The organism is uncultured Microscilla sp. (assembly GCF_947493425.1).
Classification (GTDB): domain Bacteria; phylum Bacteroidota; class Bacteroidia; order Cytophagales; family Microscillaceae; genus Microscilla.
In genome coordinates this window covers 1-26,604 of sequence record NZ_CANLRP010000096.1, presented here as the reverse complement: position 1 = coordinate 26,604, position 26,604 = coordinate 1, and the positions used below count along the sequence as shown (strand labels likewise).

At 41.0% G+C, this 26,604-nt stretch carries 22 protein-coding genes; 9 read left to right on the top strand and 13 right to left on the bottom strand.

Features of this window, described 5'->3' with window-relative positions:
• The first annotated feature begins 309 nt into the window (after positions 1 to 309).
• Positions 310 to 738, top strand: coding sequence for a GNAT family N-acetyltransferase (locus Q0954_RS21370; RefSeq protein WP_299460143.1), 429 nt, complete (start codon positions 310 to 312; stop codon positions 736 to 738).
• Positions 739 to 774: 36 nt separating this feature from the next.
• Positions 775 to 1,968 carry a lipase family protein gene (locus Q0954_RS21365; RefSeq protein WP_299460140.1) on the top strand — a complete coding sequence of 398 codons (1,194 nt, stop codon included), beginning with the start codon at positions 775 to 777 and terminating at the stop codon, positions 1,966 to 1,968.
• 25 nt (positions 1,969 to 1,993) lie between these two features.
• On the opposite strand, the gene Q0954_RS21360 is transcribed toward Q0954_RS21365, so the two are convergent.
• Positions 1,994 to 2,854, bottom strand: coding sequence for a DUF2911 domain-containing protein (locus tag Q0954_RS21360; RefSeq protein ID WP_299460137.1), 861 nt, complete (start codon positions 2,852 to 2,854; stop codon positions 1,994 to 1,996).
• Between the two features lie 349 nt (positions 2,855 to 3,203).
• Here Q0954_RS21360 and Q0954_RS21355 point away from each other — a divergent pair, with 349 nt between their 5' ends.
• The 3 genes from Q0954_RS21355 to Q0954_RS21345 all read left to right on the top strand — a co-directional run bounded on the left by Q0954_RS21355 (position 3,204) and on the right by Q0954_RS21345 (position 7,106).
• On the top strand, positions 3,204 to 4,436 hold the full coding sequence (locus Q0954_RS21355; protein WP_299460134.1) for a nucleoside recognition domain-containing protein: 1,233 nt from the start codon (positions 3,204 to 3,206) through the stop codon (positions 4,434 to 4,436).
• 193 nt (positions 4,437 to 4,629) lie between these two features.
• Positions 4,630 to 6,600, top strand: coding sequence for a PrsW family intramembrane metalloprotease (locus Q0954_RS21350; protein ID WP_299460131.1), 1,971 nt, complete (start codon positions 4,630 to 4,632; stop codon positions 6,598 to 6,600).
• A 50-nt stretch (positions 6,601 to 6,650) separates the two neighbouring features.
• Complete coding sequence (locus tag Q0954_RS21345) at positions 6,651 to 7,106, top strand: lipopolysaccharide assembly protein LapB (protein ID WP_299460129.1); 456 nt, start codon at positions 6,651 to 6,653, stop codon at positions 7,104 to 7,106.
• Positions 7,107 to 7,189: 83 nt separating this feature from the next.
• Here Q0954_RS21345 and Q0954_RS21340 read toward each other — a convergent pair whose 3' ends face one another.
• The 9 genes from Q0954_RS21340 to Q0954_RS21300 form a co-directional block, all read right to left on the bottom strand.
• Positions 7,190 to 8,815, bottom strand: a complete 1,626-nt coding sequence (locus tag Q0954_RS21340) for a long-chain fatty acid--CoA ligase (RefSeq protein ID WP_299460126.1) — start codon at positions 8,813 to 8,815, stop codon at positions 7,190 to 7,192.
• Between the two features lie 96 nt (positions 8,816 to 8,911).
• On the bottom strand, positions 8,912 to 9,835 hold the full coding sequence (locus Q0954_RS21335; protein WP_299460123.1) for a hypothetical protein: 924 nt from the start codon (positions 9,833 to 9,835) through the stop codon (positions 8,912 to 8,914).
• 9 nt (positions 9,836 to 9,844) lie between these two features.
• Entirely contained in the window at positions 9,845 to 11,224 is a 1,380-nt protein-coding gene (locus tag Q0954_RS21330) for a hypothetical protein (protein ID WP_299460120.1), read from the bottom strand.
• Entirely contained in the window at positions 11,221 to 12,426 is a 1,206-nt protein-coding gene (locus Q0954_RS21325) for a cytochrome P450 (RefSeq protein WP_299460116.1), read from the bottom strand. The genes Q0954_RS21330 and Q0954_RS21325 overlap by 4 nt, the downstream gene beginning before the upstream one ends.
• Positions 12,405 to 12,635: an acyl carrier protein gene (locus tag Q0954_RS21320; RefSeq protein ID WP_299460113.1), complete on the bottom strand. Its 231-nt coding sequence runs from the start codon at positions 12,633 to 12,635 to the stop codon at positions 12,405 to 12,407. Before Q0954_RS21320 ends, Q0954_RS21325 begins: the two co-directional genes overlap by 22 nt.
• Positions 12,636 to 12,815: 180 nt before the next feature.
• Positions 12,816 to 13,760, bottom strand: coding sequence for a hypothetical protein (locus Q0954_RS21315; RefSeq protein ID WP_299460110.1), 945 nt, complete (start codon positions 13,758 to 13,760; stop codon positions 12,816 to 12,818).
• Positions 13,761 to 13,817: 57 nt separating this feature from the next.
• Positions 13,818 to 14,918, bottom strand: a complete 1,101-nt coding sequence (locus tag Q0954_RS21310; protein ID WP_299460107.1) for a hypothetical protein — start codon at positions 14,916 to 14,918, stop codon at positions 13,818 to 13,820.
• Between the two features lie 36 nt (positions 14,919 to 14,954).
• Complete coding sequence (locus Q0954_RS21305; protein ID WP_299460104.1) at positions 14,955 to 16,118, bottom strand: hypothetical protein; 1,164 nt, start codon at positions 16,116 to 16,118, stop codon at positions 14,955 to 14,957.
• Between the two features lie 113 nt (positions 16,119 to 16,231).
• Positions 16,232 to 17,131: a hypothetical protein gene (locus tag Q0954_RS21300; protein ID WP_299460101.1), complete on the bottom strand. Its 900-nt coding sequence runs from the start codon at positions 17,129 to 17,131 to the stop codon at positions 16,232 to 16,234.
• A 347-nt stretch (positions 17,132 to 17,478) separates the two neighbouring features.
• On the opposite strand from Q0954_RS21300, the gene Q0954_RS21295 reads away from it, so the two are divergent.
• Positions 17,479 to 18,885, top strand: coding sequence for an ATP-binding protein (locus Q0954_RS21295; protein ID WP_299460157.1), 1,407 nt, complete (start codon positions 17,479 to 17,481; stop codon positions 18,883 to 18,885).
• A 15-nt stretch (positions 18,886 to 18,900) separates the two neighbouring features.
• On the opposite strand, the gene Q0954_RS21290 is transcribed toward Q0954_RS21295, so the two are convergent.
• Positions 18,901 to 19,815: an ADP-ribosylglycohydrolase family protein gene (locus Q0954_RS21290; RefSeq protein WP_299460098.1), complete on the bottom strand. Its 915-nt coding sequence runs from the start codon at positions 19,813 to 19,815 to the stop codon at positions 18,901 to 18,903.
• 61 nt (positions 19,816 to 19,876) lie between these two features.
• On the opposite strand from Q0954_RS21290, the gene Q0954_RS21285 reads away from it, so the two are divergent.
• Both Q0954_RS21285 and Q0954_RS21280 read left to right on the top strand, forming a co-directional pair.
• Positions 19,877 to 20,665: a head GIN domain-containing protein gene (locus tag Q0954_RS21285; RefSeq protein WP_299460095.1), complete on the top strand. Its 789-nt coding sequence runs from the start codon at positions 19,877 to 19,879 to the stop codon at positions 20,663 to 20,665.
• Positions 20,666 to 21,305: 640 nt separating this feature from the next.
• Positions 21,306 to 23,159 (top strand): OmpA family protein, encoded by a 1,854-nt coding sequence (locus tag Q0954_RS21280; RefSeq protein ID WP_299460092.1) that lies wholly within the window; start codon positions 21,306 to 21,308, stop codon positions 23,157 to 23,159.
• A 617-nt stretch (positions 23,160 to 23,776) separates the two neighbouring features.
• Here Q0954_RS21280 and Q0954_RS21275 read toward each other — a convergent pair.
• Positions 23,777 to 24,184: a hypothetical protein gene (locus Q0954_RS21275; RefSeq protein ID WP_299460089.1), complete on the bottom strand. Its 408-nt coding sequence runs from the start codon at positions 24,182 to 24,184 to the stop codon at positions 23,777 to 23,779.
• A 357-nt stretch (positions 24,185 to 24,541) separates the two neighbouring features.
• The gene (locus tag Q0954_RS21270) at positions 24,542 to 25,726 is read right to left on the bottom strand and encodes a nitrate/nitrite transporter (RefSeq protein WP_299460087.1); all 1,185 of its coding nucleotides are present in this window, start codon (positions 25,724 to 25,726) and stop codon (positions 24,542 to 24,544) included.
• Between the two features lie 170 nt (positions 25,727 to 25,896).
• Here Q0954_RS21270 and Q0954_RS21265 point away from each other — a divergent pair, with 170 nt between their 5' ends.
• A complete protein-coding gene (locus Q0954_RS21265) occupies positions 25,897 to 26,325 on the top strand; it encodes a hypothetical protein (RefSeq protein WP_299460084.1) in 429 nt (142 codons plus the stop codon).
• The last annotated feature ends 279 nt before the right edge of the window (positions 26,326 to 26,604 follow it).

Genomic DNA, 26,604 nt, shown 5'->3' with positions numbered 1-26,604 from the left:
GATTGTTTAAACAAGTGAAAGTTCTGGTAAAAAGCGGATGCGTAGTAGTTTATAGAATAAGGTGCAACTAACTACTAATGGACACAATTTGCCTGGTCAGGATTTTTAACTAACAAATTTGTAAACAATTGAAAGTAAATGCTTTACAGGCTTGATGGCTCCCTATGAATCGAATCTATTTCTAAATCCCGATTTATATTTATCGGGGCAGCAGCTTGCTGTGATGGGCTCAACGCAGCTAAACAGGGTGTACCTAGAACCTTGCACCTAGTCCCTAGAGCCTTGTCAGGACTACAGACTATTGAGAAAATGAACATTACAAAAAACGATTTTCTGCTTTCTACAGATAAAGCAAAGTTGCAAGTAGGGGTTATCCACCGTTTTCTTGCGTCTTCTTACTGGGCAACCAATATTTCCGAAGCCACTGTAGAAAAATCGATCAAGCATTCATTGTGTTTTGGGGTTTACAAAGAAAACCAGCAAGTGGGGTTTGCACGCATTATGAGCGACTATGCCACATTTGCTTACCTGGCCGATGTGTTTGTGCTGGAGGCATATCGGAGTCAGGGGCTTGCCAAGTGGCTGGTGCAAAACATACGTCAGCATCCCGATTTACAAGGCTTGCGTCGTTGGATGCTGGCCACCCGTGATGCCCACGCTTTGTATGCTCAATACGCTGATTTTGTACCTATCCAAAACCCCGAAATGTGGATGGAAATAAGAGAAAGTTATGATTAATGGTTGTGGTGTTTATCAAAAAAAATAAGTAAGGACATGAAAAAACTATTCTATATAAGCCTGTTTTTCAGCCTGGTGTTGGTAAGTTGTAACAAAAAGCAGGACGAAAATGTATTGCCTGAAGCCCAATATTTGGTACAAAGCGAGTTGGTGGGTGAGTTTACGGGTGCCCAAATCAAGGCGCGTTATGCCAACAATACAGAAGTTGCGCCGTTTTTGGGTTTATTGTCACTCAACACAGTCAAGGTATACAACATTACTTACAACACGGTAGATGTTTCGGGCAACGCCATTATCGCCTCTGGTGCATTGATTGTCCCTGTCGAAAGCAAGCCTTATGCTTTGGTAAGTTATCAGCATGGCACTATTACTGCCGATGAAGAAGCCCCGTCAAACTATCAGCCCAATAGCGAGTCTTATACATCAGGCACGTTATTTTCGGCAGTGGGCTATGTAGTCTCTATGCCCGATTATATTGGCTATGGAGCTTCTAAAAATCTTGCTCATCCTTACGAACACGCTGCTTCGCTGGCATCGGCTTCGCGTGATATGTTGCGGGCAAGCCGGGAGTTTTGCGCCCGCAACAATGTTGTGTTGAACAATCAACTCTTTTTGGCGGGTTACTCAGAGGGAGGCTACGCTTCTATGGCATTACACAAGTTATTGGAAACAAGCCATAACGATGAGTTTACCGTTACGGCAAGCATTCCAGGGGCAGGTGCTTACAACAAAACCGCTTTTGCTAAATATGTAGTGTCTAAAAATGAAAAGTTATCCTTTATCAATGCTTACCTTTGGGTGCTCGACACTTACAACGATGTATATCAACTCAACCGCTCGTTTGATGCATACATCAATGAACCTTACGCCAGTCAGTTGGCAAACGCTACCCCTGCCATTGGTATACAAATAGAGGTAGAGCAAAACCCCCAATTATTATTTAAGCAAAGTTTTTTGGATGGGGTGCGTGATGAGACTGATACTGCGTTTTTGAACGCTACTAAAGACAACGACCTATACAATTGGACGCCCAAAGCGCCTATTAGAATGTTTCACGGTACCGCCGATGATTTTGTGCCCTTTTTTAATTCACAAAATGCGTATGATGCTATGCGTGCCAATGGAGCTACTCAAGTAGAACTGATACCTATAGAAGGTGGCAATCATTTTACCTCAATAGCCACTTATACTTTGGGTTTATTCAATTATTTGGCGCAGTTCAATCAATAAAGTTCAAGTAGGGTATGACAGTACCCTACTTAAGCTTTTTCCACTTAGCGATTAACGCTTCGTTCATACGAACAAAATCGGGGTTTTTGCGCACTTTGGCAGCGGCAATGCTCAACTTTGCCGTGGCTATAGCCTGGGTATATTTTTTAAGCCTTCCCTCAATTTTTGCTTGATAGTGCAGCATCCAATAAGCGTCGGGACGTAGTTTAGCAGCTTGAGTAGCCCACTCAAGTGCTTTGTTTAAATCTCTGCCTGTCTCAAGGTAGTAACGAGCCGAGGTGTAATAAGCTTGAGCAAGTGTACGTGCTGGATTGGCCATTACCTTGTTTATCTGCTTCATTACCTTTTGGTCCACCTCCGTCTCAATCCTGAATGTCACCATTGTATTTTCCCAAAAAATACGCAAATCAGCGCTGTTCTTATCAAAGTTACTAAAATCTATAGTGCAAGTTTCATACACCAACTTGGTGCGTTGAGGTTTTACCTTAAACCGGTGTACATCCTGGCTGGGGTCATACCTATTGCCATACCCTTGTTTTTTGTTAATAATAATTGTCCATTCACTTTTACCCGGAATAGTATGTAAAGCGTATTGTCCCTGGGGGATTTTTTTTCCCCCTATGGTCACTGTTTCATAAAATGTAAGGCGAGTGTTTTGGTTAGCACCTGTGCGCCATACTTTACCATAAGGCACCAGATGACCAAATATTTTCCTTCCCTTCATTCCAGGGCGCGAATAGCGTAGCTCGACCTTGGTAAGACCTATTTCTTGCAACAAGGTAACTGTAGGGCTAGGGACAGGTACGCGTATTTGGGCTTGTCCCCACGAGCTGCTAAGCATTACCAGAAGGCAAGCCAGTCCAAATTTTTTGTATTGTTTGTGCATATTTGTAGAATTTTTAATTGAACAGTTCACAGTTTTAAATTTATAACAATCAAATGAATTGAAGAGGTAAATAGTTATAAAATTTCATTGTTGATCAATAGCATCAGCATAATATTTGGTATTAGGGGAAAGTACTACTCTCTGAAAAATAAGTACTTAAATCGGGTGGGTATTTTTGATAAGAAGATATAATTAATATATTTATGCTTTGAACCCTGGCACACAGGAAAATGAATGAGACATATTCATTCAATCAAATCAACATTGAACGAACAGTAAGTAGACATTTATTCATTTATCGCCTTTTTTGTGGTAAAAGCAAAAAAGCCAAACAAAATCAATACTTGCAATGGTATTAAATTACATTTGGGTAGCCTTTTTCCTGATTGCGTTTATCATTGCGCTTTATAAGCTGATATTTGAAGGGGATATAGAAATATTTGATCGCCTTATCAAATCTACTTTTGATCAATCATCCCTTGCCTTTGAGCTTGCCTTGCACCTTACCGGAGCCATGGCTATGTGGTTGGGCATCATGAAAATAGGTGAAAAGGCAGGCATTGTAAAAATGCTAACCTTTGTTTTTGGCCCTTTCTTTCGTCGTTTATTCCCCGAAATTCCTACCAATCATCCAGCAATCACCCCTATTTTTATGAAGCTGTCGGCCAATTTACTGGGACTCGACAATGCTGGAACTCCATTGGGTATCAAGGCAATGCAGGAAATGCAAAAGCTCAACCCCAAAAAAGAAGAAGCGTCTAATGCCCAAATTATGTTTGCAGTGCTCAATACCACTGGGCTTACCTTTATTCCCCTGACGGTAATGATTTACCGAGCCCGTTTACAAGCTGCCAACCCTTCAGACATTTTTATTCCTATACTTATTTCGGCGGCAGTTACTGGCATCGCCGGAATGATACTGGTAGCGCTTTACCAACGCATCAACCTGTTTGACCCAGTATTGCTGGGCTACCTTGCTGTAATACTTGGTTCGCTGGGAATAGCCATTTATTATTTGTCGGGGTTACCCAAAGAAAAAATCAGTGACATATCTAAGGTGGTAAGCAATCTAATCCTATTTAGCATCATTGTATTTTTTATACTACTCGCCCTCTATCGGCGAGTCAATATCTACGAGTCCTTTATAGAAGGTGCCAAAGAGGGGTTTGATGTAGCCATCAAGATTATACCTTACCTGGTGGGCATTATGATTGCCATTGGAGTTTTTAAAGAATCGGGTGCGCTGGAAATTATTACTTCTACGCTCAAAAAAATAGTGATTTACTTTGGGGTAAACCCTGATTTTATCCCGGCGATGCCTACGGCATTTATGAAGCCACTCAGTGGAAGTGGTGCCACTGGTATGATGCTCGAAACCATGAACCACTATGGGGTAGATTCGTTTCAGGGGCGTTTGGTCTCTATTTTTCAAGGAACAACCGATACTACACTTTATATTTTAGCCATTTACTTTGGGGCAGTCAATATCAAAAAAACCCGCTATGCGGCTACTTGTGGTTTGCTGGCCGACCTCATTGGGGTGATTACAGCCATTTATGTAACCTATATTTTTTATCATTAACAAGACTCTTTGCCAAGCAACCCAATGCGGTGATGTTTAGATGTGTTGGATGGGAAATGTTATTACAAAGCCCAATAATGTAAAAAGGTATGGAATGATTTGACAGAAAAGATCAAACAGGCAAATAGGTTATTACCTGTCAAAGGTAAAGAATAAGCTAAATTAACCAAACTTATTGAATCCACACCATTTTATGAAATTTGCCCTGGTTTATATTGTTGCGGTCATTGTTATTATTTTTGGAGTAAACCAATGGCTAGCCGCGCCTTTTTTTGCGCAACAAAAACCCAAAGAAATTATTAATCCTCAGTTTGAAAAGAAAATTGCCCACCAAACTACCAGTGATACTACATCATTAGAGCACCACCACCAGCTGCTTACCTACCATTTTGGCAAACCTGCCTATCAAGCTACCCCCACCGCCAATATTTACCGCAACGATAAAGCCATAGAGCAGTATTATAGTGTGTATGCCAACCATAAAAATGATGATCTGCGCGACATTGGTCACTTGGGTTTGGGCATTATCTATTTTCATAAGAAGCAGTGGCAGGAATCGGGAGAGGCATTTGACAACATAAAAAGCAAGTCAAGAAAGTATATCAGCAATGCTCGTGGCGAGTACTACCTTGCGATAGGGGCAGCTTGGGTGGCCGAAAAGTTGTTTAAGCAAGAAATTAAACTGAAAGGAGCCGTACACAAAGCCTACCAAAACCTGATAAAGGCGCTTTCCAGGCAACAAAAATGGAATGAGTTGGATCAATTACTTCATTTACCCCAAAATAAAGCGTATTTGGCGCAAACCGACCCCGAAATACTTGCCTATATGTACTTTAGTCAAGGCAAAGCGTGGAGTTATGCACAGGTACGAGTAAGGCTCAAAACCAATGCTATAGCCATTATTGCCAGCTGGTTGATTACCATGGTTTGGCTTGTTTACCTAACACGTATCAAGTGCTTTGCCAAGCCTGCCTACACCTTATGGTTGGGGTGTTTTGTGGGAGCGGTTTTGTCTACGTTTTTGGCTTTCCCCTTGTACGATTACTACCACCTCAAGTTAGGGTTTTACCCTACAGGTGGTTTGTTCAACGATTTTTTATATTGCATAGCTGCCATTGGGTTGATCGAAGAAGGTGTCAAGTTTTTGCCTGTCATCGTTATTCTTTGGTTTTTCCCTAAGTCAATCAAAGAGCCCATCGACTATATTTTGTTGGCTTCGGTGGCAGCTTTAGGGTTTGCTGCCACCGAAAACCTGCTTTATTTGGCAAAAGATACCGCAAATATTATTCACCGTCGGGCATTTTTTTCGGTAGTGTCTCATTTGTTCGACAGCTCTGTGATTGCCTATGGGTTGGTGCTTGCCCGTTATCGCTCATCCAAGCGTCCCCTGTGGTTACAGGGCTTGTTGTATTGGGGGCTTGCTGCCTGTGCCCATGGCTTTTTCGACTTTTGGTTGATCAACCCGGTTGCCCGTTTGTTCTTCTTGTTTACTTTTGGTTTTATGGTGTTATCTATGGCATTATGGATGAGTTTTATGAACAATGCCTTGAACATATCCCCTCTTTTCGATTATCAAAAAGTATTTAGCTCTGACCATCTTAAACGATTTTTGGTGGTGTCGCTTACCATTATATTATTGTTCGACTATGTATCTACTGCTTTGCTCAAAGGCGCAGAGGTAGCCAATACCGAGCTCAACGACACCTTGTTTTTTGCGTTGTTTTTTATGGGATTTTTGTCTACCAGTCTGGCAAACTTCGACTTGGTGCGGGGCTATTGGCAGCCCTTGTATAAAACCAGTTTTTTTAAGAAACCCAACTACAATTACCTCATAGGTGAAAAAATACAATTGAGTAGTCGGCAAAACCCTGAAGTAGAAGAGCTGTTCCCTCAACCGTTGGTGATAGGCACACGTCTGGTGTTTGACGATGAAACTACTTATTTCAGACTTGATCTGCCTGCTCCTGTAGCTGTAGCCAGTCATACCATAGATACACTTATATTGTTTGTAAAATACAAAAATGGACAGCCTAAATACAATGATAATCTTGGCGTCAGGCTTTTTTTGGCGGATTTACCTGAATTGGAAAACCCTAAGAATACAATTTTTCGTAAAGATAAACTCAACTTTTGGTTAGCTGCTTCTGCCTGTTTGGTAGAATAACGCAGGTAGCTTCACAAAGTAACGTATACTAATTAAAATATAAGTGATTTATGAATAAGAGAACAAAAGCCTTTGTTTGGACTGTAGGTCTATTGGCGGTTATAGGAGTTACGTTTGCTGTAGTGTATAACTATTACTACAATAAAGCTTCAAAACAAGAGGTAAAGTATGCCAAAGAGCAGCTTGCCAAGCAAAGTTATTATCAGGCAATGTTGGGAGTGGGGAGGGCAGTGTATTACAATAAAAGGAACCCAGAGGCTTATTTTATTTGGGGACAAATAGAAATAGAGCAACACCAAAATTATCCGCAAGCCGCCTATTGCATGACCAAGGCAATTGGTTATGCCAACCCACCCAATGCGGCTATGTTTTACCTGCGGGGCAAGTGTTATTACAAAATGAAAGAGTACAAAAAAGCAGTGGCTGACTTACAAAAGGCGACCCAACAAGGAGGGCAGGCAGACAGCCTGGGTTATTACCTAAAAGCATCTAAAACAAAGCTATAAACTTTGTGTACAGCATAAAAAAATACAAAAACGACGACATCACTATTATTGGTGTCGTCGTTTTTTACTTTAGCTATTACAAGTTAGGTTTTTTCTTCGTAAAAACCTTCAAACTGTTTACGCAAAGTTAGTTTGCTAAACTTGCCTGTAGCAGTCATTGGAATCTCCTCTACAAAAACCACCTCGTCAGGAATCTGCCATTTGGCAAACTCGGTTCCCAGGTGGGTCTTAATGCTTTCTTTGTCTGGAGTTTTACCTTCTTTGGGCACTACCACCAGCAAAGGTCTTTCACCCCATTTTTTATGCTTGAGCGCAATGGCGGCTGCCATGAGTACATCGGGATGCCCCATAGCGGTGTTTTCCATTTCTACCGAGCTTATCCACTCACCCCCCGACTTGATCAAGTCCTTCGAACGGTCTACAATCTCCATATAACCAAACCGGTCAATAGATGCCATGTCACCCGTGTCGAACCAACCGTCTTTGTTTACAGCAGGGGTATCGCTGCCATAGTAAGTATGTACTACCCAATTGCCTCGTACCAATAAATGTCCTACTGCCTCACCATTTCGAGGTAGCTCGTTGCCTTCTTCGTCTACAATTTTTAGGTCAATGCCAAATACCGGGCGTCCTTGCTTGAGGCGTATTTTGGCTTGTTCTTCTTTTGGCAAGTCTTTGAGTTGTGGAATGGCACGGTTGATTGTACCTAGTGGGCTGGTTTCAGTCATTCCCCAAGCGTGCAAGAGTTGAGCGTCGTGTTTTTGTTCAAAGGCATCAAACATCCAGGGGGGCGCTGCCGACCCGCCTACTACTATATCGCGCAACGAGCTAAGCTTTCGTCCTTTTTGTTCGGCAAAGTCGAGCAAGTTGGTCCACACCGTAGGCACACCGGCTGCAGTAGTTGCCTGGTATTTATCTACCAGCCCAAAAATGGCTTCCCCGTCCATGAGTTTGCCCGGTAAAATAAGATTGGCCCCCACCATAGGTCCCAGGTAAGAAATACCCCACGAGTTGGCATGAAACAAGGGCACCACTACCAAAATAGTGTCTATGCTACGGAGGCCAAAGCCATCGGGGAGCCCAGCAGCATACGAGTGCAACAAGTTAGACTTATGTGTATACATGACCCCCTTGGGGTTGCCAGTAGTGCCCGATGTATAACACAGCGATGAGCCTGCGTTTTCGTCGAATACTGGCCATTCAAACTGGTCTGACTCACCTTTGATAAGTTCTTCATAGCAATAGAGTGCCACATCATGTTTGGTGGTGGGCATGTGGGCGGCATCGGTCAATACGATGTAGCCTTCTACCTTGCCAAACTTGGGGTGCATTGCCTCAATCAGTGGCCAAAAGATAGGGTCAATACAAATAAAGCGGTCTTCGGCGTGGTTGATGATATAGTCCATTTGCCCCGCCGATAAACGTGGGTTAATGGTATGGCACACTGCCCCTTGCCCCGATATGGCATACCAGGCTTCGAGGTGGCGGTAAGTATTAAGGGCAATGGTGCCTACGCGGTCGCCTTGTTGTACGCCCAGTTTTTGCAGGGCGTTGGCTAGTTGGCGTACCCTTAGCAATATTTCGTGGTAAGTAATCTCGTGGAGGCTGTCGTCTTCTACTTTGCGGGTAATTACTTTTTGGTGACTATAGTATTTTCCGGCGTGCTCTATACATTGCGCCAGGTTAAAAGGAGCATTTTGCATATTCATATCTATACGTGTTTGAAGATTTTTCTTTATGTGGCAGGAAATTGCAATAATATTCTCGAAAGGGCAACTGTAGCCAATGAAAATAGGGTGTTTATGTTAAAAATAAGGTTTGATGAGGGGACAAAGCAACTCCGTGTATTTTTGGGCTCCCCATTGGTTGAGGTGTTGGGCATCTTTGAGAAAGCGGGCTTGTTGCATTTGTTGGATAAAATCAGCCGTGTAGACCACTTTTTGGTGTGAGGGCAAATGATGGTATACTTCCAGGATTTGCTGTTTTCTTGTGGAGTCAACAAAGTTTATTGGAAGTAAAAAAATGATTCGCGTGTGGTATTGTTTGGCCAATAGCGTTAAATAGTCAATCAATAGCTTATGCTCATGGGTGTAGGGTTGAGAAGCCAGCGGGTTTGACACTTCGTTGATGCTAATAAATGATTCGACACTTAAGCAGTTATTTTGAGTATATGCCTGAAAGCCAATAGGTTGCTGTGAGTTTTTGTAATTCACAAGTGATTGGACGGTATTTTTAACCGAGGCTGTAAAAAAGGCAGCTTGTTCCAGGTAGTGGGTTTGAATTTCGACTTGCCTTTTTAAATCAAAACCTTTGACCAGTTGATGCAATGCCTTGGGGAGATTTATTCCAAACGCTTGACAAATCAAGAATATGTGTTCAGGGAATTTTTTGTGGATATTGGCTAATTCTATAAAAATGGTTTTACGACCTTTGGTCTGGATGAGGTGTTGTGCTATTATACAAGAGTTGAGAAAAGTAGCTCCTCCCACGGCAAGATTATATACTTTATCCTGACCAAGCTTTTTTTTGATAATATCAGGGTTTACTCCACACTGAATACGACTGGAACCCAAAAAGAAATAAGAAGTATCTTGAAGTGATTGACTGCTTCGTTTAGCTTCCTTCAGCATAGTATTGGGTTTTTCCCAAGTGTTCTGGAGCAGCCAGATGATCACTACCCAAGTACCCACAAATAAGCCCAACTTTATCCAGGTGTTGATTAGTTTCATTTTGACAGGTTAAAATTGTATGTAATAATTGTCTATGATTAAACCTTTGCCTAATGCCAATATGCAAAGTGTCAGTTTAAAATATGTAAACCACCTGTACCATAAACCTTTACCTTGGAGGTAATCGTCAAACCTTTGTTTTTTAGCCTGGCCACTGTGATAGTCCATCATGCCAAATGCCAGGATAATTATAATTAGGTTTGCTTTCTGACTTGCAATGGTTTGCCAGGGAAAGTGGGCTTCAGTATCTAAAACTTGTTTGATAAGTGCTGGAATATCGGGCGAAATAAATACAAGGGCGAGTACGCTTGATAACAATAAGTGGTAAGTTACGCCTGTTGCCTTTCTTAATTTAGGGTATGCCCATTTGCCAAAAGGTACTTTTTTTTCTAAAATAATCCATAGCCCGTTCATGATGCCCCATAAAACCAAGCTGTAGTTAAACCCATGCCATACTGCAATGAGTAAAAAGGTGAGCAATAGGATGGCATTGGTATAGCGTCGTTTTTTATCATATTTGACAACCACAAAAAAGAAATAATCTCTAAACCATTCATTGAGGGTTTTATGCCAGCCTTGCCAAAACGTTTGCCGCGATGAGGCAAGGTAAATTCGGTGATTAAAGTTGTCTTTGAGCCTCACATTGAATAGTTGGGAGACTCCTTGAAAAAAATCTACAAACGCACTAAAGTTACAGTAGAGGTATAGAAAAAACACCAGTCCCAATAAGAGATAATATCCTCCGCTGATGGAGCTTGCCAAGAGGTTTTGCAAGAGGACATACAATCTTTGGGCTATGACTATTTGTTTGAAAAGTCCCCAAAGCATTAATCTAAGCCCATGGCTAATAGATGCATTGGTGATTTTAACCTGCCTGAATTGGACAAAAAGGTATTTTGCCCGGTGCAAAGGGCCAGAAAACACCGTAGGGAAATAAAGCAGATAGAGCAACAGCAGGAAAAAGTTTTTCTCTGGAGCTATATATTTGCGCTTGATGTCTATGAGATAGCTAATGCCATTGAAACTAAAATAAGACAAGCCAACGATTTGAAACCACCAAGACCAATGCCAGCTTTTTTGAGGCATAATCAAATAGTTGGCGTACTGTATAAAGTGATGCCCCTTTTCAGTGCTTTTGGCAATCAAGAGGGGCACAAGTAATAGCAACACCACCCACCAAAGTTTATGGATATGATCTTTGACCTTGAAACTTAAACTATAGATAACGAGCGCCAATGCCAGCATCACCAATAACTTAGTGCCCACTATTGTATAGTAAAGCACCAAACTACTTACAAGTAAGGCTTGCCATCGTTGGTTTGCCGAAAATGCAGTAGTCAAGAGTATTGACAGTAACACAAAGGCGGCAATGACCAGTGGATGGATCATAAGGCGTTGCGTTTTAGCAAAATAGATTGGGCATTGCGCATAAATATTTGTTTTGCCCATTGTACATTGCTTTCCCCATGATCATCAAAAGTATAGTCTTTTAATAATTGCACCATAGGCTGCAAGCAATGCCTCAGTTCCAAACGGGCAACATTAGCCCCCAGGCAAAAGTGCAGTCCCCCACCAAAAGATAAATGTGGGTTTGGCTGACGGTCAGGTATAATTTCATCGGGGCGATCAAAAACTTCCGGGTCACGGTTGGCACTGGCAAGGCATAAATATAACTTGGATTGTGTTGGCAGGCTGATACCATTATAGTTTAACGGACTTTGGACTTCTCTTACAGTGTATTGCAAAGGTGAAGTAAACCTAAATAACTCTTCAATTAGTATATTGAGCTGTTGAGGGGTACTTTCTGATATAAGGTGTATGATGTGTTTGCGCTTGATTATTTCGTATAGCGCCATACAAAGATTATCTTTAGATGTTTCAAATGTTGCCATCAATGAGATGGTCATCAATGAGTATATATGGTCGCTGGTATAGTCAAGTTGCTGCTCTTTGAGTGCTGCTTCAATTTTTTCGCGGTAAGCAGAGCGATCAAATAATTGTTTGCCCCATAACAAAGAAGTGTTGATTTGCTGGTAGAATTGTTTGGATACAAATAAATCCTGGCTGCGGGCAAGTAGGTTAGAGTATTCCTTTATCTTGGCTGTAGTACCATATTGGTCAATGCCAAATATTTCTGAAGTGATCATAAAAATATAATCAGCGCAATAGTTTGCCAGGTTGAATTTATTCAAGGATTGGTAGCGTGCATTTACCCTTTCTACTGCCTTTAAAATAACAGGTTCCCATTCGAGCGCCTGAAACACTTTGCCTAATGCAACCCTTATTTTTTTGTGTAGATTGCCGTTCAAATACATGGGCCACCATTGGGTGCTTTGAGCCAAATAAGGGCAAGTTTCGGTATTTTTAAAAATATAAGGCTCCTTTTCTTTTAGGTATTCACTAAGGCCAGATACTCCTAAATTTGGGTGTCGCAATAATTTGCTAATGTCGCTATGCTTGAAAAACATCCAGGCTTCGTGTATGCCTTGGTGCACAGGGTTATTTTCGCGGCAAGTTTTGAGGTGAGGATAAGGGTCTTGAAAATAGCCTCTACTGTAGGGGTTCCAGGTTACTTTTGTTGAGATATCCATGTTGCAAACTTATTGATCGTATTGTATTCTACAAATGCGGTAGGGTCAACTTCTTCATTGGTTGCACTCTCTAGATCGGCGGCTATAGATACAATAGAAAGCGAGTCCATGTCAAAATTATTGAAATCTTCATCACAAGAGATTTGCTCAGTATTTAATCCAGTTTCTTCGGCTACTTTTTCTACAAGCCATTTCTTTATATCAATCATTATTTTTGTACTTATGTCAGGTTAGTAAGTTTGACAAACATACAACAGGATTAGAAAAAAGTAAAATGATTTTGAGTTTACTTAGTTTAAGTCAAACGTTTGTGCTAATTGCTGTGTAATGGGCTAGAGATTTGGGCGATCGCAACGGTTGTTGGTCAGCGTCTGAAGATTTTGGATTCTTTACTGCGCGAGTCTATAGCTGTTTTTTTCCAGTACCTCTATAAAACTGTGTACCATTTCGGGATGGTTTTTACCCAGTACATACTCTAGTATTCGGCAAATTTGTTGGGTATTGAGGGGTTGGGTTTTAGGGAAGAACTGCCTTGCCTCATGTATATCTTCGGCAATGATTTGCTCGTAAGGACTGCTGCTTTGGGCAAAAGCTTTGTGCATGTTGTCAAACCAACACACATACTCTTCGCGTTGTTGGGGTTGGGCATAATTGAGCATTAATTCATTTTGTAGCCGGAGTACCCCTTGCAAACTTGCCCAAAGTTTTTCCAGGTTTCGTACACTTTGTAACTGTTGGTGGCGTTTTTGCAATTTTGCGAGTAGTTCGCTTGCCAACCTGTCGGGTAACTGGGGCAGTACCTGTTCAGTCAGGCTCAAGGCATTGTTGGTAGGGTTGGGCGACTCATCGTGGTCAGTATTTTCGTGCTTGCCTGCTTTGCCCACCAGTGGGTGTACCCCCAGCAAATCATCCAGCCCAAAGCTAAAGGCTTGCAATGTATGCAATATGTCTTGGTCTTGGGGAGGAGCTTGTGGCAAGGCTCGCCCTTGCTTTAGGGCAGACATTGAAGCGTAGTATTGACCAAAATGATTCACCGTTTGCCAATGTGTACCATTGGCAAACTCAAGCCCGATGCGTTCATACCCCGCCAGTGGTTGGGGGTTTTCGTACAGGTTTGCGGGGCGCTGCGTCAATACAGCCTGGCTCAGCTTGTCTACTGCCTGCCCCTTTTCCTCTGACAAAGGCGCTACTACCTGCCCCAGAGTTTTTACATTTTCGCGCCCCCGCCACACCACTTGAGCCTTGTCCAGGTCTACAGCCAGTTTGTATACAGGTTGCCCAGAGGTTAAGTCGCGGGCAAATCGTTCGAGGGTAATTTTGGTGAGAGGGTTCATAGTTTTTGTTGTTTATGCAAAAGTTTGGTAGATCGTGTTTACATCAAAAATTGTTATTTATCGAACAGTGATCCCGGTAGCAGCACCTCTGGCATCTGTATAAAACAGCCCTAAACCAAATGCTACCTGTTGGGAAGGCACCCCCAAGTCGTTTACCAGGATATTCCGAATTTGTTCGGCTCTTTTACGGGCAAAATCACCAAACGTCTTAATGTTCCATTTCCCCAAATTTTTGGCTTTAATAATACTTTGGTCATAAGCAATGTCCCATAGTTGGCTGCCGGGGTTACTTCCATTAGAAAATCCTCTTTTGGCGTTTCCTTTAAAGTTGCCCCCAAGGTAAACCGTATTGCCTGGGTTGGCTTTCAGAAAGTTGGCCAAGCCCTGCAGTTGTTTGATAGCATCTCCTTTGCTGGAAGGTTCAGGGCTCCAGACAGGCGTAGATATTTTCAGTAAAAAACTCTGTCCTGGTCTAATGGGGCGTCCATTGAGTTTAAACCTGGGTTGGGTGGGTTTTTTGTGATTCAGTTTGCCTATATTGTGTTTTTGTCTCTTGTCTTCCTCAGTATCATGCCACGCTATGTTTTGTTTTTTCATGTCTACATTCGGGCGGGAAGAGGGAATCGGAGCTGTTTCCAGAGAAGGAACCGGGGCGATGTTGTAGTGGGGTTTAGTGGAAGGAATGGGAGGAGTTTGATTAGGAGGAACCTTAGATGAGTTCGTGCGTTTTTTTTTGCGTCTTCTACGAGTTGTTGTATGATTGCTTCCCCTTACTGCTTTCCTTTTTGTGCGAGATGCTCTTGTATTATTTCTATTAGTTTTAGTGACTCCCTCTGCTAGTTTTTTTCTGGAGGAATAGTGGTATGTTTTACGTTTTTTGCCTATGCCTAATAGGTTTCCTAGCTTACGTAATAATCTTAAAATTGGATTATCACCTTCGTGGGTTACTTCACCTTCGTTATGGGCTAAAATATCATATAAATCCTGTAAGTTTGTCACTCCTTGTTGGGCATAGGCTTCTTGTATACTTGCGAATCCTGCGTCGTTTAGTGCCTCGGTTAGCTCAGTATCTTGTTGTATAGGGTCTATTACTGGTGCATTAGGCTTAAGCTCTTGCTCTAGGGCGTTTTCAGATAGTAAGTCTTGCATATTGTCCATTGAATTGGTGTTATTAATTAATATTTACTACTGGTGTTAATCTTTATTGTTTTGGATACCTCCTTTGGTTTTTACTTTCTTAAGAAGTTGTTCTGCTTTTTGATCTTTGATATACAGTATATAATCTCCTTTTTCCCGCATTCTTTTGCTTTTTATAATATATTTATGGGGTTTTATCAAGGTGACATTACCAGAAGTGTAGGAGGTGAGGGTTTGTTTTGTAGATTGGCTTATGCCCTCCAACGCCCCCTGATTCTTCAGAAGAATAGTATCATTATCTAATAAATAATAGGAGTAGCAATTGTTATAGTGACCATTCACTACCCATATTTTTTTAAAATCATTATGTAGGTAATGCACCATATTTTTTTTAGCACTGTTTTTTAGCACATGGCTTTGTCCAAAAAAACCAAAAAAATTTCCTTTATTAAAATTTTTATATATCCTAACTATATTTTCTTGCATTTTTTTATCCCTTTTCTTGTCTGACCATTTATATAGTTTGTTTGACATTATTTGTTCGAAAAAAAGAAAATCATCATCTAAAAAACTTTTGTACAGGTATGGGTATTTCTTAAAGCTCTTTATTATTATCTCATACAGCTTTTTATATCCTTTACCAGTATCATTGGTTTTTTCTAATTGTTTGTCTACTATTTTTAGCTCTTTTGGAAGTTTTTTAGTAGTATCTCTATCCCAAAACATCACACTTAGAGCTTCAAGAAAAGTGTCTTTATTAAAATAGTCTACTCCAAAAATTTTAATTTTCTCTTGATTGGGTAGTCCATCGTTAAATTGACGTATATTTTGCCAAAACTCCTTTACTTCTTTTGTTTTGGCTTGGAAGTATTTTGTCGCAAGGTCTTTATCTTTTATCCGCAAATAATACCAGTTACATAAATAAGCCTCTGACGGGCTGGTTTCTAAAATTAAGTGTCTTACATTAGCATACTTGTACAAATACTTAAAAAGCGAGAGTTGTAATTTAAGGTTACAAGCCACCCCGTGCACTTCCCCAAACAAAAACAATTTTTTACCTTTAATGGCAGGCTTAAGCACGTGCCAGGCACTGTCGGGGTTTTGGAGCGAGACCGGGGTAAAGTATTGAGCCAGGGAGTCTTTTTGGTCAGGCGTTTGTATTTGAGCGTGGCTGATAAGGCTCAACAATAAGCCACCTGTTAGCCATAAAAGGTGTTTCATAGGGCAGAGGCTTTTATGGGTTTATTAGGTGTAAGCCCTTGTTCTAGAGCATTATCTGGTAGTATTTGGTGGGTTGTTTCCATTGTTTAAATAACTTTATGAATAACAATTGCTTACTTATTTTTTATTTGCTCCATATCCTCATAGGTGTAAGCGCCTTGATTTTTTATATATAGCATAAACTTATTATCTCTAAGCAGTAAAAAACGTTTGAAAAAAGTATGGTTAGTATTTATTAAAGTAATAGGTTGGCATATATATTTTTCTAGAATTGCAAGGTCTTTTTTGCTTAGAGGATACAAAGCTTGAGTACTAGTATGGTTGATTTTTTTGCCATGGCTATATAAATTACAATCTTTATAATAAGCGTTGATGTTAAGTATAGGCACTTTTTGGTTTAGCAAAAAAAACATAAGGTTCTGTCTGGTTTTGTATTTTTCGGTATGATATCGCCCTAAAGCTCCAAAAATATTTCCTCTAATATGTTTTTTTATGATGTTCAACGTATGATTAGCCATCTCTTTGTCTCGTATTTCATCTGTATGTTTTTCTTTTAAGGGGTTGTCAATAATTTGCCTAAAGTACCAATAATAATCACCTAAATATTTTTTATATATCTGAGGTTGTTTTCTGAAATCTTTCTTAATCAGTTGCTTAAGTTTATCAAAACCTTTTAATCTTTTGGCGGTTTTTGCTATTTTTTTACTAACATAAGCAAGTTCTTTAGGTAAATATTCGTGGGAGTTTCCGTTCCAAAACATTAAAGCCATTGCTTGTAAGAATGTACCTTTAGTATGGTAATCTATGCCAAATACTTCTATTTTGTCGTCTTTAGGCAAGCTTTTGTTAAACCTATATAGAGCTTGCCAAAATATCCTTTCATCTTTTATATAAGCATAAATATTGTTTAGCAAATATTCTTCTTCCCCTGTGTTGAGGTAATGGTTGTACAAAAAAGCATCTGCTGGGCTTATCTCCAATATTAAATATCGAACATTCGCATATTTATGCAAATACTTAAAAAGCGAGAGTTGTAATTTAAGGTTACAAGCCACCCCGTGCACTTCCCCAAACAAAAACAATTTCTTACCTTTAATGGCAGGCTTAAGCACGTGCCAGGCACTGTCGGGGTTTTGGAGCGAGACCGGGGTAAAGTATTGAGCCAGGGAGTCTGGCTGGGGTGTTTGGGCTAAAGTGGCAGTAGATAGCACTACAAGCATTAGCAGGCATTTGATAAAAACGTGTTTAATCATTTTGTTTTTATTGTTGTTTTTTTTGTTTATTGCAAGTAAATGTCATTGTTCGAAAAACACAACCTTTTGTGCTTTTATTATTCTTAAACCCTTTTTTAGTATAAGTGATGGTACGCACGCTTAGTCTTTTGCAACGTGAATTTCGTTGGTTAGGAAAAGTACTGGCTTTTGCCGGTGATTTTATGAACACCGAGGGACAGTTATTTGAAGACTTTTTCTTTGACTTGCTCCCGATTGACTTTCCCTATCAATACGCTCAAACATCTTACACAAATACCCTGGAACAAGTCCACGCACACACCCAATCTTATTTTGAGGATGCTCTAGGCGACTCTCTCTCTCCTCGTGATATATACTTTGCCCAACTTGCCGAGCAAATTATTTTGTTGTTGAGTTTGGCGCCTCACCTAACCCCAGAACTTTTTGAAGGCTTCCGAATAAAAGATGCCTACGGCAGAGAAGTACTTCAGTTTGGCGGGGTAAAACTTACCAAAAACTTTAAAGGGTTTTTGCCTACCGGGCACACCGCCCAATTCTTGCTGGCAGGTCAAAACCTTACCAGAAGGTTCATTGTTCAAAAAATATTGGCGCAAGCCCATTACTTTAGCCAAAAGGGGGTATTGTCTCTTGGCAAAGTTTCTTATGGAGAACCACCCCTGGCGGGGCAACTGATACTTTCTGAGCAATACCTACACCTGCTCACTACGGGCAAGCCCTTCCAGCCCCAATATTCGGTCGATTTTCCTGCTACTTTGCTTACTACCGATAAAACCTGGGATGATTTGATCTTACGCGAAAGCTTACAAAAAAAGGTGTTTACAGTAAAGCAATGGGTAACTCATTACAACGAAGTAAAAGCTATTTTGGGTAACAAAGTCATGAAAGGCTTTCGTTTGATGATGTATGGCTCATCAGGTACAGGCAAAACCCTCACTGCTATGTTGCTTGCCAAGCACGCCCAAAAGCCTTTGTATCGGATCAATATCAATCAAATTGTAGATAAGTATGTGGGCGAAACCAATAAAAAATTAGAGCAGGTTTTTCGCCAGGCAAGCAACAAAGACTGGATTTTATTCTTTGACGAAGGCGATTCTTTGTTTGGTAAAAGAAGCGAGGGTGGTGGCAGCAGCAACGAACGTTATGCCAACCAAGAAGTTAATTATTTGTTGACCAAAATGGAAGAATATGAGGGAATGATTTTTCTGTCTACCAACAAAGACGAAGCCATAGACGATGCCTTTAAGCGTAGGTTTGAGTCTCGCCTCTGGTTTCGCGAGCCAGACGATGAAACTAGAATATTACTGTGGAAACATTTCTTTACCAAAGGTGGGCTAGAGCTTTCGCCAGGTATTTTATTGCGCGAAATTGCCACGCACCACGATTACCGTGTTTACAATGCTGCCTGGATAGAGAAGTTTCACCGGTTTTGTGTCTTACAAACCGTGGCTAAAGGAGATCAATACATTGCCTTGGAAGAGATGCTGGAATATTTGGGGCAGTTTAAAACGGGTTAGGCTCTGTATGAAACCTCATTTAACCAGCCATTCCTCCAATATAGGTTCAGCTGCACTTATCCAGCGAGCAGGCAAGCCTGACGTGCCCACCCGTAATGCCACTATGCCACCTACTATAGCGCAGGTAGTATCACGATCGCCCAATGCCGACACTGTCAGCCAAAGTGCCTCCTCGAAATTGTCTAAATGATGAGCCGCACACCATAGCGTCAAAGGGACAGTGTCTTGAGCCAGCATTTTGTGCCCGTTGCCCAAGGCATGTACAATGGTATCTATCCGGTAGTTTGATGGTAGGCGCAACGCTTTATCGATGCGGTCTTTGGTTTGGCTGTCAGGCGTATGTTGCCTCACTTTAGCCAAAAAATCGTTGCCCGTAAGTACTGTGTATCCTGCCAGGTGAGCAGCTATTGCCACCGCAATGGCTCCTGCTTGAGCCTCAGGGTGGCTGTGGGTGATTTGTGCCGATAATCGGGCTTGGTGAATTATTTGAGCCAAATCCTGCGTATAAAATGCCCCAATAGGAGCCACCCGCATAGCGGCTCCGTTGCCCATAGAGCCCATGCCACTGAATACTTCTTTAGAAGCGTTTATCCAAGGTTTGCCTTCGCCTATTTCGCGCAGTATTTTGTGGGCAGTGCCACCGTAGCCTCTCGATATGTTTTTTTGGTAATTGATTGCCCATATTTGAGCCAGCGTGTCTTGATCAATGCTTTGGTTTTTAAATAAGTTTTGGGTAAGCCCAATCGTCATGATGGTGTCATCGGTAAAATACCAAGGGGCAGGTGGTAGGGTGTGGGTGTGCAGCCATTGCTCAATGTGGGGGCGGGTGTCAAAAAAACGTTGCCCAAAAGCATCACCCAACCAGGTGCCTTGCAGCGCCAGTTTTGCCAGCTGGTGTTGGGGTTGGTCATAAGCTTTCAATATATCCATACAATCAAGGTTTTTCAGCGGGTATTTTGTAATTTCGATGAATTAAATAAACTGTATAACTATGAGATTGAGCACAATATTGATAAGTCTTTGTTTACTGGTGGCGATCAACGCCTGTAATACCACCACCGGAGGCAAAGACCCTGGCTACGATGAAGATGGTAAGGCGTATACCGAAGAAGATACCTTTGTCGAAGAAGCTCCACCTTTGTCAAAAAACAATGACTATGGCAAGGTAAGAAATCTGCCTGAGTTTAACAGCCTTTTGCATGGCATTGCCGGCGATGTAATCTGGAAACAAGGCGATAAGCAATCGGTAGAAGTACACGCGGCACCTGATGTACTGAGAGAGATTGTAACAGAAGTAAAAGAAGGAGGGCTCTTATATATAGGCTACCGTACTCATGGGTTTCAGCAAGGCGACAACAAAGTATATGTATTTATTACCACCCCCAGCATCAAAGCGATTCGTTTGAGCGCTTCGGGCAACTTAAAGTCTAAAAACAGGTGGGAGGTAAGCGACCTTTCGCTGGCAGTTTCTGGTTCGGGCAACTTTAACATTCGTTTAGATGCTAAAAAAGTAATGACTGAGGTAAAAGGGTCGGGCAATGTAAAGCTACGAGGAGATACCGACGTACATACGATTAATTTGATGGGTTCGGGGCAAGTGCTCTGCCAAAGCCTAGAGACAGATGTTTGTAAGGTAGAGGTCAATGGTTCGGGAGCTTGTAAGCTAAATGTCAATGATGAGCTTAACGCCACCGTCAATGGCAGCGGTTCTATTACCTATAAAGGCAACCCAACCGTGCGTAAGTCGGTGAATGGCTCAGGAAGCATCAGTCAGAGATGAGTGGGTAGATGTTATAATTTTTATACAAAAGCCAGTGCTGGGTACCTCAGCACTGGCTTTTTTTATAGATAGCGCCTCAGCATTGCATTAGTACATTTTACTAGGTAAATCTAAGTAAGTATACTAATCCCATTGCTTTACCACTGGCAAAGGTGTCAATGCCTTATTTATTGTGCCTACATCAAATATAATAAGTATTTTATAGTTCGTGTAATAAAAGTATTGAAAAAGTATGTTTTTTACCAAGTGAAGCTACCCTCTAAAAGGAGATAATAGGCTGATAAGTTGAATGTTAGTTATATATCTTATGCTTGTTGTTGAATATTCCCAATAAATACTGGAATGATTTATATAAGGATTTTAGTACATTCAAGGCTGTTATATGCAGTTTAACTATCATAAATAAGCTTTAGCAAGCTCAGAAAAGATTGTGAAGGAAAAAAACTCTAATCATTTCCGTTTAACATAAGTATAACCCAACCCCAAAGCAAATCATAATAAAAGGAAGAATTAAGCAGATGTAAGTTTAGTGAGTAAAAATACTAGTTTTAATAGTAATAATACCTACTTAATTTATATCCATTTCTAAATATAGACATTGAATTTAGAGTTGAATCAACACAAAACAAGTTTATACGCTATGAAAAGATTTTTTTACCTATTGATTGTATTGCTTTTAGGGGGAGCCGTTGCTCAAGCTCAAAACAAAAAAGTAAACGAAACAAAACAAGCAGAAGAAGCTTTGAAAAGAGCCAATAAACTGTTTGATAACGAAAAGTATGGTCGTGCTATAGAAATGTACAAAGACCTGCTGGGAACTGTAGCAAGTGGGCAAGTAGTGTTTGCTGATAGAAAAGACGAATTGGGCGCCCACCTTAGACTTGGCCTGTGTTATTTGTATGGCGACGAACAATCACTTGCTTTGCAGCCGCTTAAGCAAGCCCACCTTATCAACCCCGATTTTAGCCCCATTCTCGATTTTCACCTCGGCGATGCTTATGTATACAACCGTAAATACATGGAAGCAGTACAGTCTTACCAGAGTGCTATAGACAAGACTAAAAAAGACGATGGTAAAAAATACCTTGAATTGTTGCACGACAGGGTTTTGAAAGAAGATTTTGTAAAGGTGTCGAACAAGCGGATCAAAGAAGCCAAAAACGCTAAAGAGCTGATGGGTACTCCTTTGATGGCGCGTATTCATAACCTGGGACCAAAGATTAACACAAAAGACAATGAATATGCCCCCATTATATCTCAAGACAACTCTATATTGATTTTTACTGGGAGCCACGACAAAAACGAACACGAGGATGTACTCATTTCACACACTAAGAATCGTACCTGGAACGCCAAAGAGCCTTGGCATCACTTTAACTCTAAACGCCACGAGTCAGCTGTATTTTTATCGTTGGATGGCAACCGGATTTTGGTGTATCAAGACCGAGGTAACGGAAACCTGTACGAGTCTAGTTTAAACTATAGTACAAAATCTATGGCTTCGGAGTTCTCTGGTGGCAACTCCACCATTACTGGAGTGGGCAAAGGTAAAAAAAGAAGAAAGCGAAAAAAGAGAAGAAGCAAAAACTTAAAAGATGTAAAAGGCTCAGTGTCTGCGTCTGCCAAAAGCAAAGATGGGTGGTCTAAACCCAAAAGCCTGGGCAAGCATATCAATTCAAAGCACCGTGAAACTTCTGGTTGTCTAAGTCCTGACGGCAATACCTTGTTTTTTACCAGTGACCGCCCTGGGGGGTTGGGAGGCTTAGATATTTATATGTCTGTAAAAAATAAGAAAGGACGTTGGGGAAAACCAGTGAACCTGGGCCCCAAGGTAAACACCCCTCACGATGAAGAAGCTCCTTTTATGCATGCCGATGGTAAAACCTTATATTTTAGCTCCACAGGGCACAACTCTATGGGTGGTTTTGATATTTTCAAATCGGCAGTAAATAATGGTAAAGATTTTTCGCAAGCCGAAAATATGGGATCCCCCATCAATAGTCAGTCAAATGATATGTACTTTGTGTCTAACGATAAAGGGCACGCTGTGGCGTACTTTTCTTCAGACCGTCCAGGTGGCGTAGGAGGAAAAGACTTGTATCGGGTAATTATGAACCCTGGTTCCAGACAGAAAATTACAGAAGGAGCTTTATTGAGTTATCGGGTATTTTTTATGTATAAAAAAGCTGAAATGCATAAAAAATCATTGCCAGCTGCCAAGGCATTGCTTACTTTTTTGAAAAACAACCCAGGAGTAAGTATTGAGGTAAGTGGGCATACCGACGATGTAGGAAGCAACGCAAACAATGTGGCTTTGTCGCAGCAGCGTGCCAATGTGGTGTACAACTGGCTGGTGTCGAAAGGCATTGAAAAAGATCGTTTGGTAAAAAAGGGGTATGGAGCCAAAGTGCCTATTATTCCTAATGAAACCAATTATGCCCGCATTGTAAACCGTCGTACCGACTTTAGAGTGGTGTCTGTTACTCAACAATAATAACAATAGTCCATAGCATTTAGTCCGTAGTCCATAGCGGATTCGAGTAAATGTTTACCCTATTAATCATTGTAAACCAATGGCGTATATTAAGTTTGCGTACTTGCTTTATTTTTCAAAGGGTTTCAGTTTTACGTCTAAACACGTAATTAAATAGTTTTTAAACTTATAAACATTTGATAACCGAGCCTCTGGTGAGCTCACCGAAGGTAATCAGTAATCAACTTTGACTAAAATCACTGCAGAGTATTGTAATAACTGACCTTTCGCAGTGATTTTTTTTGTTTAATTGAAAAGAATTATAATGTTGGTTTATGAGTGCGTCAGCTGGACTCAGCCTTAGTTTGTTGCCGTTAAGTTGAAAATCCTCCGAGTACAAGCTCGGAGTTGTAAACCGAACTTGTATTCGGGGAATCTGTGAAACGAAGCCGTAAAACCGAGGCTGCAGCTTTGCTGCGCCGAGCTCTGCCAAAGGCTAAAAGTGCCTCAGCCAGCCTCGAGTATACGCCCTCAATCCCGACACTTATTTTGAACATGTTCCTAAGTTAAAAATACTTACCCAACAAAAAAGCCCCAACAAGTTTCTATAAACTGCCAAGGCTTTTTGTTGTGATAATTTATCCCATTATCCAGGCATATGCTTCTTCTACATCATCAAAAAATTCACGGCGTTGCCCTTCATAATCTATATCTTCTACTTTTTTGACAAATCGCTGTACGCCGTATTTAGAAAACACATCGTGATCGGGCTTAATCACCATTGCTCGCTTGTCCATTTGCCAATGTTTTTGTCTAAACTCCAGGGATAGCTCTGCAGCATAGTCTTGCGACTTAGGGGTAATGCCTTTGTGTTCCCTTACATCATGCAGCGTTCTTTTTATTTTATTTGCCACCATCAACTTGTTAATCAAATCAATAAGGTTGCAGTAAGTATCATCATTTGTATAACCACTCCAGGTCATCAATAGGGCGCTGCTTTCCTTTGCATACTTAACGGTTAAGTTATTATCTTTATATAACTGCATTGCGATTATCGGTATTTGTAATTTTTAACATCAATTTTTCAAGACATTGCTCAAATGCCGCACAAAGGTACATATTTATTACATAAAAAGTACTACCTATGCACAAGTGAACGCCAGGAAATATGCCATTCAAACTTTTTATTCCAAAAATATCCTGAGTAAAATAGGCATTTTCACCAAATAATGAGGCATTTCATTGCTTTTGAAGCTCCTCCTCCCTAAACAAAATATTCAAACTACCTCACACATGACAGAAATTGAGCCACTAAAACAATCTATTGCCCAGTAAACAAGTACAAGGTTGAGACAAAAAAGGCATTCTTACTCAATGATTTTTATGATATTAATCATAGGTCATCATTTTTTATGGTATAAAGGATACATTGCCCATAACCCAAACAGGGGACCGATAAGTAAAGTAACAAAGATGTACTGAGGAGCCATGAGCTGTGCCAGGTAGTTAACAAACTGTATGCTTATAATGGTAATGGCAAAACCTACGCTGTTGACAATGGTCAGCGCAGAACCTATGTAGGCCTGAGGAGCAGTTTGGGCAGTGAGCGCCGAAAACTGGGGGGAGTCGCCTACTACAGTAATTCCCCAAATAACCAGTAAAGCTAAAAATGATACTGGAGACAACTGAAACAGCAGTGGCGACAACAAGCACATAAGCCCTGATATACCCAATTGTATAACTGCTATTTTGGCGCTACCTATTTTCCCCGATGCTACCCCTCCCACAATACAACCTATACTACCTACAGCAATGACCACAAAAGCCCACCAGGACAAGTTTGCCTGCCAATGGTTTGCTTGGGCGTATTGTTGTAAAATAACAGGTACATAAGCCCAAAAGGTGTAAAGCTCCCACATGTGACCAAAGTAGCCAAAAGCAGCACAGCGAAAGTCTTTGGTACGAAACATTTGTAACAACACTTTAGGGTTAAACCCTGCCCCTTTGCTAATGTAGGGACCATCGGGCACCAACAAGTACATGGCGGCTCCGCCCACTGCCGCAATGAGAGAGACTGCCTGAAGCACAGTTTTCCACGAAAGTGCTCCTCCTATGCTTTTGAGTAAATGAGGAAACGCAGTACCCAATACCAACGCACCTACCAAAAAACCAATGGCTTTGCCCAATGATTTTTGGTACCAACCAGCAGCTATTTTCATCCCTATAGGATAAATACCTGCCAGAAAAAAACCTGTCAGAAAACGTAGCAACAATAGGCTAAACAAATTGGTGGCCAACCACAAAATGGTCATATTGGCAACAGCCCCCAACAAGGCACAAACTAAAAAGATGCGACGGGGCGAAAATTTATCGGAAATAGCAAAAAAAGCAAATACCAAGGTACCCAAAATAAACCCTAACTGTACTGCAGAGGTAATGTTGCCCAATACCTGACTACCGCTCAACTGTAGATACGCCTGGAGGTCTGGCAACACGGCATTGCCCGCAAACCAGAGTGAGGTGCCGGCAAACTGAGAAAATACAATTACAGGAATGATCCAAATGGATGGTTTTTGTTTTTTTGTCATCGGGTGTTGGCTTTTTTACATCAAATTTTGGGTTTTAAGCTTCGCTCAAGTTACACAATGTCCCAAGAAATTGGAGCAAATATACTTTTTAGTCTTGTTGGGCAGCCTGAAAGTGAGCATTTCTACTTTTTAATGGTTAAATTGGGGATATTTACAAAAATTCACGATTTATGGAAGATACTATTGTCTTATATGAAGACACACACCTCAAAAGCACTTTTTTCGCGACTAAAAAGTATATTCTCAACTACTGGACAGGGAGCGGTTTCTTGACTGATGATCTTTTTAAAGAGGGCATGACAGGGGTAGCCAAAGCTGCCCTTGAACACGACGCCAAAGGCATTTTGGTAAATACCCTTAAGTTTGACTTCCCTATTTCGCCAGAACTACAACAATGGTATAATGAAAATATAGTGCCTATGCACCTGTCAGCGGGTATTACTCGAATGGCGTTTTTACTACCCGACGATTTTTATGCACAACTATCTATTGAGCAAACCATGGCCGAACAACAAGCTAAAGCCCAGGTTACCCAGTACTTTAATGATTATGCCGAGGCTGAGCAATGGCTTATAAAACCTGACCTTGACTTGGTATAACAAACTGACCTCCTTTCCGTGTTGGTCTTATTCTGCGAGACCAACACTTGCCTGACAAGTCTTTGGCAAACTTCAGGTAATCGGTAATCATTGTTTTTAAGCAAATGCCATTGCCAGGTACATATTCTAATTGGTAAGTGAATGTGTATTCATTGCGCATATTTTCCTATGACTCAATAGGTTTATTATTTTTTGTTGTATTTACTTACGTTTCGCTGATTTCTAGGTTGGAAAAAAGAAAATAGTTAAACTCGCTGTATGATCACAGAACGAGTAGAT

Bases quoted from the DNA above. Each gene is read 5' to 3' on its own strand.
- Q0954_RS21370 (WP_299460143.1), top strand. From the start codon at position 310: ATGAACATTACAAAAAACGATTTTCTGCTTTCTACAGATAAAGCAAAG.
- Q0954_RS21365 (WP_299460140.1), top strand. From the start codon at position 775: ATGAAAAAACTATTCTATATAAGCCTGTTTTTCAGCCTGGTGTTGGTA.
- Q0954_RS21360 (WP_299460137.1), bottom strand. From the start codon at position 2,854: ATGCACAAACAATACAAAAAATTTGGACTGGCTTGCCTTCTGGTAATG.
- Q0954_RS21355 (WP_299460134.1), top strand. From the start codon at position 3,204: ATGGTATTAAATTACATTTGGGTAGCCTTTTTCCTGATTGCGTTTATC.
- Q0954_RS21350 (WP_299460131.1), top strand. From the start codon at position 4,630: ATGAAATTTGCCCTGGTTTATATTGTTGCGGTCATTGTTATTATTTTT.
- Q0954_RS21345 (WP_299460129.1), top strand. From the start codon at position 6,651: ATGAATAAGAGAACAAAAGCCTTTGTTTGGACTGTAGGTCTATTGGCG.
- Q0954_RS21340 (WP_299460126.1), bottom strand. From the start codon at position 8,815: ATGAATATGCAAAATGCTCCTTTTAACCTGGCGCAATGTATAGAGCAC.
- Q0954_RS21335 (WP_299460123.1), bottom strand. From the start codon at position 9,835: ATGAAACTAATCAACACCTGGATAAAGTTGGGCTTATTTGTGGGTACT.
- Q0954_RS21330 (WP_299460120.1), bottom strand. From the start codon at position 11,224: ATGATCCATCCACTGGTCATTGCCGCCTTTGTGTTACTGTCAATACTC.
- Q0954_RS21325 (WP_299460116.1), bottom strand. From the start codon at position 12,426: ATGGATATCTCAACAAAAGTAACCTGGAACCCCTACAGTAGAGGCTAT.
- Q0954_RS21320 (WP_299460113.1), bottom strand. From the start codon at position 12,635: ATGATTGATATAAAGAAATGGCTTGTAGAAAAAGTAGCCGAAGAAACT.
- Q0954_RS21315 (WP_299460110.1), bottom strand. From the start codon at position 13,760: ATGAACCCTCTCACCAAAATTACCCTCGAACGATTTGCCCGCGACTTA.
- Q0954_RS21310 (WP_299460107.1), bottom strand. From the start codon at position 14,918: ATGGACAATATGCAAGACTTACTATCTGAAAACGCCCTAGAGCAAGAG.
- Q0954_RS21305 (WP_299460104.1), bottom strand. From the start codon at position 16,118: ATGAAACACCTTTTATGGCTAACAGGTGGCTTATTGTTGAGCCTTATC.
- Q0954_RS21295 (WP_299460157.1), top strand. From the start codon at position 17,479: ATGGTACGCACGCTTAGTCTTTTGCAACGTGAATTTCGTTGGTTAGGA.
- Q0954_RS21290 (WP_299460098.1), bottom strand. From the start codon at position 19,815: ATGGATATATTGAAAGCTTATGACCAACCCCAACACCAGCTGGCAAAA.
- Q0954_RS21285 (WP_299460095.1), top strand. From the start codon at position 19,877: ATGAGATTGAGCACAATATTGATAAGTCTTTGTTTACTGGTGGCGATC.
- Q0954_RS21280 (WP_299460092.1), top strand. From the start codon at position 21,306: ATGAAAAGATTTTTTTACCTATTGATTGTATTGCTTTTAGGGGGAGCC.
- Q0954_RS21275 (WP_299460089.1), bottom strand. From the start codon at position 24,184: ATGCAGTTATATAAAGATAATAACTTAACCGTTAAGTATGCAAAGGAA.
- Q0954_RS21270 (WP_299460087.1), bottom strand. From the start codon at position 25,726: ATGACAAAAAAACAAAAACCATCCATTTGGATCATTCCTGTAATTGTA.
- Q0954_RS21265 (WP_299460084.1), top strand. From the start codon at position 25,897: ATGGAAGATACTATTGTCTTATATGAAGACACACACCTCAAAAGCACT.